We start from the raw sequence: 14,259 nt of genomic DNA, 5'->3' as shown, positions 1-14,259 counted from the left end.
CGCGGGGCCTCGACACGGCAGGTCACCCCGTACCGCTCAGCCCCGCCCCTCCACCACGTCCCGCCCCTCCACCGCGTCCCGCAGCGCGATGTTGAGCTGGAGGACGTTGACGCGGGGTTCGCCGATGAAGCCGAGGACGCGGTCGTCCGTGTGGGCGGCGATCAGCCTGTCGACCTCCGTGACGGGCAGGTGGTTCCTGGCCGCGACCCGGTGCGCCTGGAGCTTCGCGTACGCCGGGGAGATGTGCGGGTCCAGGCCCGAGCCGGAGGAGGTGACCGCGTCGGCGGGCACGTCCGAGGGCTTCACCGTGTGGCCGTTCACGGAGTTGTCCCTGATCACGGCCGCCTTCGCGGCCTCGACCCACTGGATCAGGTCGGCGTTGTCGCCCGAGCGGTTGGTGGCGCCGGACAGGATCAGCCGGTACCGGGTGTTGACGCTGTTGGTCCCGAGGCCGTTGGAGGGGCGGGGCTGGAACCAGCGCGGGTCCGGCTTGCCGTCGGTCAGGTACGTCTGGCCGATGAGCGCGGAGCCGACGGTCGTCCCGCTCGCGTCCTTGACCTCTGAGCCGTTCGCCCGCCACGGGAGGGCCGCTTGGGCGATGCCGGTGACGGCGAGCGGGTAGAGCACGCCGCACACGACGGTGAGGACGAGGAGGGCGCGCAGTCCCGCCCAGAGGACCCGTCCGGTGTTCGCTGCTGAGTTGTTCATCCTGGATCGACACGCTTTCTGACTAGTGCAGCCCGGGGATCGTGGAGAGAAGGAGGTCGATGAGCTTGATGCCGACGAACGGGGCGATGAGGCCGCCGAGTCCGTAGATCCCGAGGTTGCGGCGGAGCATCGAGTCGGCGCTCGCCGGCCGGTAGCGGACTCCCTTCAGCGCCAGCGGGACCAGGGCGACGATGATCAGCGCGTTGAAGATCACGGCCGACAGGATCGCGGACTCGGGCGAGGCCAGGCCCATGATGTTGAGCCTGTCCAGGCTCGGGTACGCCACCGCGAACATGGCGGGGATGATCGCGAAGTACTTCGCGACGTCGTTGGCGATCGAGAACGTCGTCAACGCGCCTCGCGTGATGAGGAGTTGCTTGCCGATCTCGACGATCTCGATGAGTTTCGTCGGGTCGGAGTCGAGGTCGACCATGTTGCCGGCCTCCTTCGCGGCCGACGTCCCGGTGTTCATGGCCACGCCGACGTCCGCCTGGGCGAGCGCGGGGGCGTCGTTCGTGCCGTCGCCGGTCATGGCGACGAGCTTCCCGCCCGCCTGCTCGCGCTTGATGAGCGCCATCTTGTCCTCGGGCGTCGCCTCGGCGAGGAAGTCGTCGACTCCCGCCTCCTCGGCGATGGCCTTCGCGGTCAGCGGGTTGTCGCCCGTGATCATGACCGTACGGATGCCCATGCGGCGCAGTTCGTCGAACCGTTCCCGCATGCCCTCCTTCACCACGTCCTTCAGGTGGACGACGCCGAGGACCCGGGCGCCCTCCTCGTCCTCCAGGGCCACGAGCAGCGGCGTGCCGCCCGCCTGGGAGATCCGGTCCGTGAGGGCGGCAGCGTCCCCGGAGACGCTGCCGCCGCGCTCCTTCACCCAGGCCACGACCGAGCCGGTGGCTCCCTTGCGGACCTTCCGGCCGTCCACGTCCACGCCCGACATCCGGGTCTGGGCGGTGAACGCGATCCACTCGGCTCCCACCAGCTCGCCCTGCCGGCGTTCGCTCACGCCGTACGCGGTCCCCGCGAGGACCACGATCGAGCGGCCCTCCGGGGTCTCGTCCGCGAGCGAGGAGAGCTGGGCGGCGTCGGCGAGCTCGGCCTCCGTCGCCCCCGCCACCGGGACGAACTCCGCCGCCTGCCGGTTGCCCAGCGTGATCGTGCCGGTCTTGTCGAGCAGCAGGGTGGAGACGTCACCCGCCGCCTCGACCGCGCGGCCCGACATCGCGAGGACGTTGCGCTGGACGAGCCGGTCCATGCCGGCGATGCCGATCGCCGAGAGCAGCGCGCCGATCGTCGTCGGGATCAGACACACGAGGAGCGCGGTGAGGACGATCATCGAGGTCTGCTCGTCGGCGCCCGCGTAGATCGCGAAGGGCTTGAGGGTGACCACGGCGAGGAGGAAGACGATCGTCAGCGAGGCGAGCAGGATGTTGAGCGCGATCTCGTTGGGTGTCTTCTGCCGTGCCGCGCCCTCGACCAGGTTGATCATCCGGTCGATGAAGGTCTCGCCGGGCTTCGTCGTGATCTTCACGACGATCCGGTCCGAGAGGACCTTCGTGCCGCCCGTCACCGCGCACCGGTCGCCGCCGGACTCGCGGATGACGGGCGCGGACTCGCCCGTGATCGCGGACTCGTCGACCGACGCCACGCCCTCCACGACGTCACCGTCGCCGGGGATGACGTCGCCGGCCTCGCAGACCACCAGGTCTCCGACGCGCAGCTCCGTGCCCGGGACCCGCTCCTCGTGCGAGCCGTCGATCCTGCGGGCGACCGTGTCGGTCTTGGCCTTGCGCAGGGTGTCGGCCTGCGCCTTGCCCCGGCCCTCGGCCACCGCCTCCGCCAGGTTGGCGAAGACCGTGGTCAGCCACAGCCAGGCGGTGATCGCCCAGCCGAACCAGTCCCCCGGGTTCATGACGGCGAGGACCGTGGTCACGGCCGAACCGATCAGCACCACGAACATGACCGGCGACTTGACCATGACCCTCGGGTCGAGCTTCCTGATCGCGTCCGGGAAGGACCTGACCAGCTGCTTCGGGTCGAACAGTCCGCCGCCGACGCGGCCGCCCCCGGCCGGCCGGCCGCTGGGCGCCCCCGACTGCGGGGGCCTGGTGGGAGTGAGGGTGCTCATGCTGCGAGTCCTTCGGCGAGCGGGCCAAGGGCGAGGGCCGGGAAGTAGGTGAGTCCGGCGATGATGAGGATCGTGCCGACGAGCAGGCCGGTGAAAAGCGGCTTCTCGGTCCGCAGGGTGCCCGCCGTCTCCGGTACGGGCGTCTGCTCGGCCAGGGAACCGGCGAGCGCGAGGACGAACACCATGGGCAGGAACCGGCCGAGCAGCATCGCGATGCCGATCGTCGAGTTGAACCACTGGGTGTCGGCGTTCAGACCCGCGAAGGCCGAGCCGTTGTTGTTGGCGCCCGAGGTGTAGGCGTAGAGGATCTCGGAGAATCCGTGCGCGCCGGAGTTCGTCATGGAGTGCGACGGGGTGTCGAGGGCCATGGCGACGGCGGTGAAGCCGAGGACGAGCGCCGGGGTGACGAGGATGTAGCAGGCCGCGAACTTGATCTGGCGGGTGCCGATCTTCTTCCCCAGGTACTCCGGGGTGCGGCCGACCATCAGCCCGGCGATGAACACGGCGATGATCGCCATGATCAGCATGCCGTAGAGGCCGGAACCGACGCCGCCGGGCGCGATCTCGCCCAGCTGCATGCCCAGCATCGTGATGCCGCCGCCGAAGCCCGTGTACGAGGAGTGGAAGGAGTTCACGGCGCCGGTGGAGGTCAGCGTCGTGGCGACCGAGAAGATCGCCGACGCACCGATGCCGAACCGGGTCTCCTTGCCCTCCATCGCCCCGCCGGCCAGCTCGAAGGCCGGTCCCCTCCCGGCGAACTCGGTCCACATCATCAGGCCGGTGAAGACGAGCCAGATGGCCGCCATCGTGCCGAGGATCGCGTACCCCTGCCGCAGGGAGCCGACCATCCGGCCGAAGGTCCGCGTCAGCGCGAAGGGGATGAGCAGGATCAGATAGATCTCGAAGAGGTTGGAGAGCGGGTCGGGGTTCTCGAAGGGGTGGGCGGAGTTGGCGTTGAAGTAGCCGCCGCCGTTCGTGCCCAGCTCCTTGATGACCTCCTGCGAGGCGACCGCGCCGCCGTTCCACTGCTGCGAACCGCCCATGCCCTGCTCATTCAGGAATTGCCCGACCTCGTGGATCCCGGCGAAGTTCTGGATGGCGCCGCAGGCCACGAGCACCAGCGCGCCCACGACGGAGATCGGGAGGAGGACGCGGACGACACCCCGGACCAGGTCGGCCCAGAAGTTGCCCAGTTCGCCGGTACGGGACCTCGCGAAGCCGCGTACGAGGGCGACCGCGACCGCGATCCCCACGGCCGCGGACACGAAGTTCTGCACCGCGAGGCCGCCGGTCTGCACGACGTGGCCCATGGCCTGCTCGCCGTAGTACGACTGCCAGTTGGTGTTGGCGACGAAGGAGGCGGCGGTGTTGAACGCCTGGTCCGGGTCGATCGACACGAAGCCGAGCGAGCCGGGCAGCGCGCCCTGCACCCGCTGGAGCAGGTAGAGGAAGAGGACGCCGACGGCGGAGAAGGCGAGGACGCCGCGCAGGTAGGCGGGCCAGCGCATCTCCACCGACGGGTCGGCGCCGATGCCCTTGTAGATCCACTTCTCCACCCGCAGGTGCTTGTCCGAGGAGTAGACCCGGGCCATGTGGTCGCCCAGCGGCCGGTACGAAAGCCCCAGGGCGACGGTCAACGCCAGCAGCTGGAGCACGCCGGCAAGTACGGGACTCATCTCACCCGGAGCGGAAGCGACTGATGTCACCGTCAGAACCTCTCGGGCTTGACGAGGGCGAGGACGAGATAACCAAGCAGGGCGGCGGCCACGAGGAGACCGACGATGTTCTCGGCGCTCACAGCTTGGCCACCCCCTTGGCGATGAAGGCCACCAGCGCGAAGACCGCGACCGTGGTGACGACGAAGGCCACGTCGGCCATCGTGAGCTCCCGGATGCAGGAAGAAGGAAGAACGGATTCTCGGACGAGATGAGGAAACCTCTCTCCGAGCCGCTCTCCGCCGCCGTTGACGTGCCCCTAACGCCGCGAATGCCCGTCTTGACGGTTCCCCTACGCGAGGCTCTCCCCATTGCCAGTGACCGGAAGGGGACATATCTTCGAGCGAAACCTACGGACCGGGATGCTCGTCAGTCCCGGGGCGGTCCGCCGTTCACGGGCCGGACGGCGGGGAGCCGACCCTCAGGACGACGGGGGAGCTGGACGCCGGGCGTACGGGATATCCGTATCCACGTACCCGCAGGAGCTGAGCAGCACATGAGCAAGCACGTCCTGGCCCAGAACCAGTACGGCAAGGCCGAGAACCGCATCGTCACGGTCACCCGCAAGGGCGGCGACGGCGCGTGGCACGAGATCCGCGACCTGAACGTGTCGGTGGCGCTGCGCGGTGAGTACCGCGATGTCCATCTGACCGGCGACAACGGCAACTGCCTGCCGACGGACACCACCAAGAACACGGTCTACGCCTTCGCCAAGGAGCACGGCGTGGCCTCCCCCGAGGCGTTCGCCGTCCTCCTCGCCCGGCACTTCGTGTCCTCGCAGCCGGTGATCCACGAGGCGCAGATCCGGGTCGAGGAGTACGCCTGGGAGCGGATCCCGGTCCCGACGCGCAAGGAGCAGCACTCCTTCGTGCGCAAGGGGCAGGAGGTCCGCACCGCGCAGGTCACGTACTCGGAGACCACCGGGCTCCAGGTCCTCTCGGGCCTGAAGGACCTGACGGTGATGAACTCGACCAACTCCGAGTTCCACGGCTTCATCAAGGACAGGTACACGACGCTCAAGGAGGCGTACGACCGCATCCTGGCCACCAAGGTGACCGCCCGCTGGGCGAACTCCGCCTCGGCGGCCGCGGACGCGGAGCACGACTGGGACCGCTCCTACGAGAAGGTGCGCCGCCACCTCCTTGAGGCGTTCGCGGAGACGTACAGCTACTCGCTCCAGCAGACCCTGCACGCGATGGCCGACCGGGTCCTCGACCACGTGTCCACGGTCAACGAGGTCCGGCTCAACCTGCCGAACAAGCACCACTTCCTGGTGGACCTGGAGCCGTTCGGCCTGAAGAACGACAACGAGGTGTACTTCGCCGCCGACCGGATGTACGGCCTCATCGAGGGCACCATCCACCGCGACGGCGTCCGGCCGGTGATCGCGACCAGCGACTGGATCACCGCCTGAGCCGTACCCGGCTCACAGCAGCCCGGCCGCCCGGACTCCCAGCCACACGGCTCCGAGCCCGGCGGCCAGGCTCGCGGCGACGTTGCGCACCGCGTACCCCTTCTCCCCGTCCTCGTACAGCTTCAGCGTCTCGTACGAGAAGGTCGAGTACGTCGTCAGGGCTCCGCACAGGCCCGTGCCGAGCAACAGGTGGACGTGGACCGACGCGACCCCGGTGAGCAGCCCGAGCAGGAAGGAGCCGGCCACGTTCACCAGGAACGTGCCCCAGGGGAAGCCGGGTCCGAACCGGGCCCGTGCCGCACGGTCCGCGAGGTAGCGCAGGGGCGCGCCGACGGCGCCCCCCGCGACGACGAGCAGCCAGTTCACGCGCGCCCCACCCGCCCCCGGCCGGTCCGCGCACGCACGGCCCTGGCGGCGGTGACCCCGGCCAGGACGGCGGCGAGCGCGGTGACCACGGTCCCGCCCAGGTAGAGCAGACCCCGGGTCGGGTCGCCCCCGCTCAACAGCCGCTCCGTTTCGAGGCCGTACGTCGAGAAGGTGGTGAACCCGCCGCAGAATCCGGTGCCGAGGAACGGGCGGAGAAGGGGGTGCGGGACGGCCGTCGACCACTCGGTCGACCGCTCCGTGAGAAGGACCATCAGCACGCCGAGAAGTGCGCACCCGGTCACGTTCACCGTGAACGTCGTCCACGGGAAGGCGCCGTGCGGGGTCGGCCAGAGCAGCCCGGCGCCGTAGCGGGCGGTCGCGCCGAGGGCGCCGCCGGCGGCCACCGCCCCGACGACGGGCGGTTCGGCGCGCAGTCGCATCCCCACAGGTTACGAGGCGCGGACAAGGCGAGGCGCACAGGCACGGTCCCCGGCCTGGGGCATTAACCGGGATCCGGCCTGTGCGGCCTCGCTCTGCGATGGTCCGGCCACGCCCTGCGACGGGTCAAAGCCGGTCGGGCGAGTGTGTCAGATCCCCCCGGGGCGTCCGGGAGGGCCGTGGCCGGGGTCCGCTGGAGAGGCGCGGACAGGTCCTGAGACCCCTCCGACCTGCGACGACACGGCGGGGGGTGGTCCGGCCACCATCCGGCGGCCGATTCGGGTGCCGGGTACACCTCGTCCCGGACGGTGGTGCCGGGGGACGGTGGTGGGGCAGCGGGAGGGAGCTGCGCAACCTTCGGGCAGGAGTGTCGTGAGTACATCCGTCGCAATCAAGCGCAGGGCCGTCACCGGGGCTGTTCCTCCGGCCGCTCCCCTGGGCGTCGTCAGGTCCGTCCGCGCGGGCGGCTCGCGCGAGGACGTCTACGCCGAGCTGTGTGCCGCGCTGTTCTCCGGCTTCCCGCGCCGGGACCAGCGCCTGAAGGCCGAGCAGTACCTGCACGGCCTGCTCACCGCGCAGGGCCGCAAGTCGATCCGCAACATCGCCGCCCAGATAGGCGGGCCGGCCGCCGAACAGAGCCTGCACCACTTCGTGTCCAGCTCCACCTGGGACTGGCAGCCCATGCGCGCCGCGCTCGCCCGGTTCCTGGAGCTGAACAGCTGCCCGCAGGCCTGGGTGGTGCGGCCCATGCCGATCCCGAAGGCCGGGGAGCACTCGGTGGGCGTGGACCGGCGCTTCGACCCGGAGCGCGGCCAGGTCTTCCACGGCCAGCAGGCGTTCGGGGTGTGGTTCGCCGGCGAGGAGCTGAGCGTTCCCGTCAACTGGCGCCTGTTCCTGCCGGACCCCTGGGTCAACGACCGCACCCGGCGCGACCGCGCGGAGGTCCCCCAGGAGGCCGGCGAGGAGACCCTGGAGGAGTGCGCGGTCGCCGCGGCGCTCGACACCGCCCGCTGGTCCGACGTCACCCGCAAGCCGGTACTGCTCGACATCCGGGGCGGCGCGGGGCGCGCGGCCCTCACCCGGCTCTCCGCGGCGGGGGTGCCGGTCGTCGCCCGGATCAACCCGGGCTCCCGGCTCGCCATCGCCGACCGGTCGCTGCCCGGCTTCGGGGCGGGCCCGCTGTCCGCCCTGCAGATCCTGGACTCGCTCAAGGGCCTGCGCAGGCCGGTGAGCTGGGTCGACACCGTGGCCGGCGCCCGGACCTCGCGGACCTCGCTCGCCACGGCCGTCCGGGTGGCGCTGCCCACGCCGGGCGGGGAGCGGATGCGTCCGCTCGTGCTGCTCGGCGAGTGGGACGACCCGCGGCGCGCCCCCGCCCGGGTGTGGATCAGCGATCTGACCAGTTCCCCGGTCGGCTCCCTGGTGCGGCTGACGAAGCTGAGCCGCCGGGTGGAGCGGGACTTCGCCGAGGTCGGGGAGGAGGCGGGACTCCGGGACTTCGTGGGCCGCTCGTTCCGTGGCTGGCACCGGCACATCACGCTGGCCTCGGCCGCCCACGCGGCGACGGTCCTGGCCGCGAACGACTGGGACGCGCCCTACGGCACCGGCTACCGCTCGGGACGTACGGCCAGCTGACGGACCGGCTGACCGTCGTTCCGCGCGTACGGGACATCCGTACGCGCGGAAGCCCCGGACGCGCCCACGCGCCCGCGTCCCGTCGGTCAGCGTGCTCCGGCCGGGCCCGGCGACGGGTCGGGGCCGGTGGCGGCGCGGCCGCGGGACAGGACCTCGCGGGTGCGCTGGAGGCGCAGGGCCAGCTGGACCTCCAGGACCTGGCCCGGCTTCTGCCACTCGGGTCCGAGGAGTTCACCGATCCGTTCGAGGCGGCGGGAGACCGTGTTGGGGTGGACGTGCAGTGCCTCGGCGGCGTTCGTCGGGCTGCCGCCGGAGGCGAAGTACGCCTCCAGGGTGTGCGTGAGGTCGGTGAACCGCTCGGCGTCGTAGTCGAGCACGGGTCCGATCGCCGCCTCGACGAAGCCGTCGACGTCGTTGTCGTCGGAGAGCAGCAGCCCGAGGAAGCCCAGGTCCTGCACGGAGGCCGCCGAGCCGGTGCCGCCGAGCGCGCTCATCGCGTCCAGGCAGCGCCCGGCCTCCTGGTACATCCGCACGACGCCGTCCGGGCTCCAGCCGGGTCCGGCGGCGGCGACCGAGACGGGGTGCCCGAGCAGCGGGGACAGTTCGGCGGCGACGGCCTTGGCGGCGGCCGAGGCGTCGATCCCCGGGAGCAGCAGCACGATGCAGCCGCCCTGCACGGTCTTCAGACCGGAGAGGCGGTACGCGTACGAGGACGCCCAGACGACGGCCCTGCCCTGTTCGCCGCCCTCGGGCCGTGCGAGCACGAGGACGTGCGGTTTGCGCAGGTCGACGCCGAGGCGGCGGGCCCGCTGGGCGATCTGCTGCGGCGCGTGCGGCGGGTCGGCGATGAGGTCGTCGAGGAGCTCGTCGCGGACGGGGCCTTCGGCGACGGCCGTGGAGCGGCGCATGAGGAGGAGGAAGGCGAAGGACTGGGCGGCGAGTTCGAGGAGCCGCTCGTCCTCGCCGGTGAGGCCGCCGGCCGCGCGGATGATCAGGCCGCCGAGGTCCTCCGAGCCGGCGATGACGGGGGCCACCCAGGTGTCGTCGGCGGCGAGGACCGGGCGGCGGCGGGCGTGCGCGTCGAGCGAGGCCTTGGCGACGGCCTCCTCGTCGAGACCGGGGATGTCGCCGGCGGTGGCGAGGCAGCGGCCGCCGGGGTCGCGGATCATCACGCTGGCGTCGAGGGCGTCGGCGGCGGCCTTGGCCACGTGGCACAGGTCGCCGCCCGCGAGGACGAGGTTCATGATGCGGCCGTGGGCCTCGCTGACGTGCCGCATGCGGGTGAGGCTGGTGCGGACCCGGGAGCTGTCCCGTTCCAGTTCGGAGACCTCGGCCCGCGTCCGGTCGAGGAGTCCGGCCTTCTCGACGGCGAGTGCGGCGAGGTCGGCGAGCGCGGCGAGCAGCCCGATCTCCTCGGCGGTGTGGTCGCGGACGCGGCGGTCGGCGCCGTGCAGGACGCCGATCACGGTGTCGCCGCTGCGCAGCGGCGCGGCCATCATGGCGTGCAGGTCCTCGGCGCGCAGGGCCGCTTCGGCGGCTTCGTCGAAGGCCGGGGCGTGGACTCCGGCGTCGAGGGAACCGGAGGGGGCGAAGCGCTCGTCGGCGAGGTAGTCGGCGGTCCAGACGGCCTCGCCGTGGAGCTGTACGGCGCCGCCGAGCCCGTACCCCTCGGCGATCCTGAGCCCGGGGGCGAGCCGCGGTCCGTCGGTGCGGCCGGTGCGGGAGCCCTCGGTCGTGTGGACGTAGCAGGCTCCGTGCGGGCCGCGCAGGGTCACGTACGCCAGGTCGAGGCCGAGGAGCCGGCGGGCGCGGCGGGTGATGACGCGCAGCAGGCTGTCGAGGTCGTAGGAGGAGGTCAGGTCGCGTGCGGTGTCGGTGAGGGTGGCGAGTCCGGCTTCGCGGCGCGTTTGGTGCTCGGCTCCGGCGCGGGCCTCGCCGGCGAGTGCGACGGCCCGTTCGAGGCGGTGGAGTTCGTCGCCGGCGAGTCCGGAGAGGCGGGCCTCGTCGAGGAACGCGTCGAAGCGGGCGGGCGGGGCCTGCTGGGCGAGCAGTTCGAGGACCGTGAGCAGCGCGTCGGCACCACCGGCTCCGTCGGCGCCGTGCAAGGTCATGGTCCCGTCCCCCCGTGGTCGAGCGAAAATCGGGCACCTGGGCGGAAACCCGTACTGCTCGCCGAAACTAATTCGGCTTCGGGAGTCGGTCAACGGTGAGTTGCCGCACTTCATTCCCGGTGGCGGGGCCGTGAGCCCCGTCCGGCGGAGCCGGTCGCGGCCTGCCCGGGCCGCCCCGGCGGTCAGCCGACGGAGCCCGCCGGGACGAGCCGGGACCGTGCCGGGTCGTACTGGGAGGGGACGCGGGGCGCGTACACGGGGCGGGCGACGGTGTTCCGCACGGTGAGGACCGAGCGCTGGAGACGGTGGAGGCGGGCCGAGGGCTCCATGCCGCTCTCCCCCTTGAGGGCCACGCGAAGCCGCTCGAACACGGTCAGCGCCTCGTCGTACTGTCCGCAGCGCAGCAGGGCCACCATGTAGTGGGCGTGCAGGGGCTCGTTGGTGCGGTAGCGGGCGACGAGTCCGGAGAGTTCCGAGACGAGGTCGGCGTGCCGGCCGAGGCCCAGCTGTGCTTCCACCCACTGGTCGAGGACGCTCAGCCGGGAGGTTTCGAGGCGTTCGATCTCCCGGCGGAGGCGGGGGCCGGCGGCGACGCCCGCGTAGGGTTCGCCGCGCCACAGGGCGAGCGCCTCGCCGAGGCGGAGCGCGGCGCGCGGGAGGTCGCCGGCCTCCATCGCGCGGTAGCCGGCGCCCGCCGCGCGCTCGAACTGCCAGACGTCGTGGGCGCCGCCGCCGGTGTCGAGGCGGTAACCGCCGGGCTGCGAGACGAGGATGGCGTCGGCGGAGCGCCGGTCGGGCCAGTCGGAGTCGGAATCCGCCGGTTCGGTGCCGCGCAGCAGGGCGGCCGTGATGAGGGCGCGCAGCTCGGCTATGTGGGCCTGGAGTTCGGCGCGGGCGCCGCGCGGCGCGCCGGACGGCCAGAGTTCCTCGGTCAGCACGGTCACGGGGACGACCTGGTCGGCGCTGGCCGTGAGCAGGGCGAGGAGTTGCCGGGGCGCGGCCGCGGTCGGGGTGATCGAGACCCCGTTCTCACGTACCGACAGTCCCCCCAGGATCCGGACGTCCACCTTGCCCCCTCAGTGCCTGTGCGGTGTCTGCGCGCGGGATGACTCTTGTTGATTAGAAAAGACCCCCGTAGGCATGTCAATAAGAAACCGGAGGGTACGGAATCCGGGTCTGGGATATCGGGGTGATTCACCCCCTTTGCGGGAGTATTGGTGCGTCAGGTTTTCGTCACTGGCGCAGAGCTGTACCCCTCGGAAGGCTGTTTCCGGACTCGGGGGTACGCTTTCGCAGGGTCCTTGCGGATGCCGGAGGGTTCGACACGCGCGAGTTCACGCCAGAATCCGGGCGCTCGGTATGGTTCCGGTCCGGCTCCCGAGGCTCTACCGGCGACTCAAGAGGCTCAAGAGGCTCAAGAGGCTCAAGAGGCGGCTCTAGAGGACGGCGGCGGCCGTCAGGAGACCGAACGCGACGGTGATCAGAGCCGTACGGACACGGTGGAAACCGTTCCAGCGCTTCTCGAAGGCGGCCCGGACCGACGCCGGGTCGTCGCCCGGGGCCTCCGACGCGGCCAGCGCGTTGTTGAGCGGGACGTTGCCGCCGATGGTGACCAGGTGGTTGAGGACCGCGCACACCAGCCCCGCCAGGACCAGCCACTTCTGGGTGTCCGTGCGCCCGTCGACCGGGACGAAGAGGGCGGCGGCGGGCAGGGCGACCACGCCGAGGAAGACGGTCAGGAACACGCCCTTCGGCACGTACTCGTTGATCCGGCGCATCGCCGTGACGAACTCGGCGTCCGTGAGGCGGGCGAGCGCGGGCATGATCCCGGTCTGGAAGATCAGCATGAATCCGGCGTACAGACCGGTGCATCCGACGGCGAGGGCGAGCAGCAGGGAGGCCATGCGGTCATTGTGACCCGCCGCCCGCCACGCGCGTCAGCTGTACGGGTCCCCCGATCTCAACTCTCCCTCGCGGGAAGGCTCTTCACCCGGGGCGCCGCCGCCGGGGCCCATCAGCCCCTCGGCCTGCCGTACGGCCTCGGCCAGCTCCCGCACCACCGCCGAACCCGACCGGCCGGAGATCGCCTCGGCGCGCTCCGCCAGCGCCCTCAGCCCCGGGGCGCCCGGCAGCCCGCCGCCGCGCAGGGCGTCCGCGAAGTAGGCGGTGATGGCGGTCAGTTGCAGGCTGTCGTGGCCGCCGCCCCAGATGTCTCCGGTGAGCCCGCCCGTGCCGACGCTGCCGGACCGCTCGCGCGGGGCCCGGGTGGACGGGTCGAGCCAGCGGACGGTGGCGGTGGCGACCGGACCCGTCGCCCCCGGCCTGGTCCTGACCGCGTACAGCGCGGTGACGGTGTGCCCGGCCCCCACCTCGCCGCCGTCGACCCGGTCGTCACGGAAGTCCTCGTCGGCGACCTCCCGGTTCTCGTAGCCGATCAGCCGGAACTTCTCCACGGTCCGCCGGTCGAAGGCGACCTGCGCCTTGGCATCGCGGGCCCGCAGCTCCACGTGGGAGGGCAGCTGGTCGACGAAGACCTTGCGGGCCTGCGCGGAGTTGGAGACGTACGTCGTCTGGCCGTCGCCCTTGTCGGCGAGCTGTTCCATGAACGCGTCGCCGTACTCGCTGCCGACGCCGACGCCGAACAGGGTGATCCCGTATCGCCGGCGCTCCTCCTCGATGCGCTCCAGGATCGTCCCGGCCTCGGTGGCACCGGTGTTGGCGAGCGCGTCGGAGAGCAGCACGACCCGGTTGGTGGCGCCCTTGCGGTGGCCTTGGACGGCGACGTCGTAACCGGTGCGGACGCCCGCCTCGACATTGGTGGAGGCGCTCGTCGCGAGCGAGTCCACGACCTCGCGGATCCGGCCCCGGTCCTCCCCCACGCGGGTCATCGGCAGCCGGGTCTCGGCCTCGTCGCTGAAGGTGACGAGCGCGATCGAGTCGTCGTCGCGGAGCTGGTCGGCGAGCAGACCCAGGGACTCCTTGACGAGGTCGAGCCGCCCCGGCTCGGCCATCGATCCCGAGACGTCGACGACGAAGGTGAGGGCGGCGGGCGGCCGTTCGGCGCCCCGGTCCGCGCCCCGGGTGGCGAGCCCGACGCGGACGAGGGACCAGCCGTCCTGCCCGGTGCGGGCCCCGTCGAGGGTCACGCTGAAGCCGTTGTCCGCCGGGCGCGGGTAGTCCGGACGGAAGCTGTTGACGAACTCCTCCGGGCGCACGGTCCCCGGCTCGGGCAGCCGCCCCTCGGCGAGGGTGCGGCGGGCGTACCCGTACGAGGCGGTGTCCACGTCCAGGGCGAAGGTGGACAGGTAGTCGGGGGCGGGGGCCGGTGAGCGCACCTCGCCCTCGTTCGCCCCGTCGGGGCGGGCGGTGCCGCCGCCGTCGGGGACCGCCGGGGCGATCCCGCCGGACTCCCGGCCCGACCGGTCCGACCGGTCGGCGGTGCTTCTCTCCTCGCCCGCCCCGCAGCCGGCGACGGCGAGTCCCGCGGCGAGCAGGCCCGCGATCGTGGCCCGGAACCGGCCCCGTCCGCGTCTGCCCACCCCGTCCACCCCGTCCACCCCGTCCGCCCTGTCTGCCCTGTCTGTCCTAGTGGTGGTTCGTCCCATGTCATCTCCCCCTCTTGATCCGGCACTTGTGAATGTGACGAACGAAAGGGCCGTTGGGAGCCGTCGAAGGGGTTGCGGATGGATCTCGATGCTGCAACGGCGAGGGGGTGGCGACGGATGGCATGGATTCGCCATCCTT

General features: G+C 71.8%; 12 protein-coding genes. 2 read left to right on the top strand and 10 right to left on the bottom strand.

The window, feature by feature from the left end; all coding sequences use genetic code 11:
• Window positions 1-36 precede the first annotated feature (36 nt).
• The 4 genes from IO20_RS0116850 to kdpF are packed head-to-tail and all read right to left on the bottom strand — an operon-like array spanning window position 37 to window position 4,634.
• On the bottom strand, window positions 37-708 hold the full coding sequence (locus IO20_RS0116850; RefSeq protein WP_030553019.1) for a potassium-transporting ATPase subunit C: 672 nt from the start codon (window positions 706-708) through the stop codon (window positions 37-39).
• A gap of 22 nt (window positions 709-730) precedes the next feature.
• Entirely contained in the window at window positions 731-2,836 is a 2,106-nt protein-coding gene (kdpB, locus tag IO20_RS0116845) for a potassium-transporting ATPase subunit KdpB (protein WP_030553017.1), read from the bottom strand.
• Window positions 2,833-4,512, bottom strand: a complete 1,680-nt coding sequence (kdpA, locus tag IO20_RS0116840; RefSeq protein ID WP_030553015.1) for a potassium-transporting ATPase subunit KdpA — start codon at window positions 4,510-4,512, stop codon at window positions 2,833-2,835. The genes kdpB and kdpA overlap by 4 nt, the downstream gene beginning before the upstream one ends.
• 32 nt (window positions 4,513-4,544) lie before the next feature.
• On the bottom strand, window positions 4,545-4,634 hold the full coding sequence (kdpF, locus tag IO20_RS38055) for a K(+)-transporting ATPase subunit F (protein ID WP_033204243.1): 90 nt from the start codon (window positions 4,632-4,634) through the stop codon (window positions 4,545-4,547).
• Between the two features lie 413 nt (window positions 4,635-5,047).
• Here kdpF and pucL point away from each other — a divergent pair, with 413 nt between their 5' ends.
• The gene (gene pucL, locus IO20_RS0116825; RefSeq protein WP_030553013.1) at window positions 5,048-5,965 is read left to right on the top strand and encodes a factor-independent urate hydroxylase; all 918 of its coding nucleotides are present in this window, start codon (window positions 5,048-5,050) and stop codon (window positions 5,963-5,965) included.
• Between the two features lie 12 nt (window positions 5,966-5,977).
• On the opposite strand, the gene crcB is transcribed toward pucL, so the two are convergent.
• Both crcB and IO20_RS0116815 read right to left on the bottom strand, forming a co-directional pair.
• Window positions 5,978-6,331: a fluoride efflux transporter CrcB gene (gene crcB, locus IO20_RS0116820; RefSeq protein WP_030553004.1), complete on the bottom strand. Its 354-nt coding sequence runs from the start codon at window positions 6,329-6,331 to the stop codon at window positions 5,978-5,980.
• The gene (locus tag IO20_RS0116815) at window positions 6,328-6,771 is read right to left on the bottom strand and encodes a fluoride efflux transporter FluC (protein ID WP_030553002.1); all 444 of its coding nucleotides are present in this window, start codon (window positions 6,769-6,771) and stop codon (window positions 6,328-6,330) included. Before IO20_RS0116815 ends, crcB begins: the two co-directional genes overlap by 4 nt.
• A 370-nt stretch (window positions 6,772-7,141) precedes the next feature.
• Between IO20_RS0116815 and IO20_RS0116810 the strand changes: the two genes are divergently transcribed.
• Window positions 7,142-8,404 (top strand): IS701 family transposase, encoded by a 1,263-nt coding sequence (locus IO20_RS0116810; protein WP_030553000.1) that lies wholly within the window; start codon window positions 7,142-7,144, stop codon window positions 8,402-8,404.
• A gap of 86 nt (window positions 8,405-8,490) precedes the next feature.
• Here the strand turns inward: IO20_RS0116810 and IO20_RS0116805 are convergent, their stop codons facing one another.
• From IO20_RS0116805 to IO20_RS0116790, 4 genes are all read right to left on the bottom strand, one after another.
• Window positions 8,491-10,515: a helix-turn-helix domain-containing protein gene (locus tag IO20_RS0116805; RefSeq protein ID WP_030552997.1), complete on the bottom strand. Its 2,025-nt coding sequence runs from the start codon at window positions 10,513-10,515 to the stop codon at window positions 8,491-8,493.
• Window positions 10,516-10,697: 182 nt separating this feature from the next.
• On the bottom strand, window positions 10,698-11,582 hold the full coding sequence (locus IO20_RS0116800; RefSeq protein ID WP_030552995.1) for an AfsR/SARP family transcriptional regulator: 885 nt from the start codon (window positions 11,580-11,582) through the stop codon (window positions 10,698-10,700).
• A 369-nt stretch (window positions 11,583-11,951) separates the two neighbouring features.
• Complete coding sequence (locus IO20_RS0116795) at window positions 11,952-12,419, bottom strand: anthrone oxygenase family protein (protein ID WP_030552993.1); 468 nt, start codon at window positions 12,417-12,419, stop codon at window positions 11,952-11,954.
• Between the two features lie 33 nt (window positions 12,420-12,452).
• A complete protein-coding gene (locus IO20_RS0116790; protein ID WP_037635695.1) occupies window positions 12,453-14,054 on the bottom strand; it encodes a vWA domain-containing protein in 1,602 nt (533 codons plus the stop codon).
• Between the last annotated feature and the right edge of the window lie 205 nt (window positions 14,055-14,259).

It is taken from the genome of Streptomyces exfoliatus (assembly GCF_000725545.1).
Lineage (GTDB): Bacteria > Actinomycetota > Actinomycetes > Streptomycetales > Streptomycetaceae > Streptomyces > Streptomyces exfoliatus.
Note: the sequence above shows the minus strand (reverse complement) of the source record. Positions and strands in the feature narration are given on the sequence as shown.

What these genes read in the sequence shown, in the direction of transcription:
- kdpA (WP_030553015.1), bottom strand. Translation starts at nt 4,512, where the DNA reads ATGAGTCCCGTACTTGCCGGCGTGCTCCAGCTGCTGGCGTTGACCGTC.
- IO20_RS0116805 (WP_030552997.1), bottom strand. Translation starts at nt 10,515, where the DNA reads ATGACCTTGCACGGCGCCGACGGAGCCGGTGGTGCCGACGCGCTGCTC.
- IO20_RS0116795 (WP_030552993.1), bottom strand. Translation starts at nt 12,419, where the DNA reads ATGGCCTCCCTGCTGCTCGCCCTCGCCGTCGGATGCACCGGTCTGTAC.
- IO20_RS0116850 (WP_030553019.1), bottom strand. Translation starts at nt 708, where the DNA reads ATGAACAACTCAGCAGCGAACACCGGACGGGTCCTCTGGGCGGGACTG.
- kdpB (WP_030553017.1), bottom strand. Translation starts at nt 2,836, where the DNA reads ATGAGCACCCTCACTCCCACCAGGCCCCCGCAGTCGGGGGCGCCCAGC.
- pucL (WP_030553013.1), top strand. Translation starts at nt 5,048, where the DNA reads ATGAGCAAGCACGTCCTGGCCCAGAACCAGTACGGCAAGGCCGAGAAC.
- IO20_RS0116815 (WP_030553002.1), bottom strand. Translation starts at nt 6,771, where the DNA reads ATGCGACTGCGCGCCGAACCGCCCGTCGTCGGGGCGGTGGCCGCCGGC.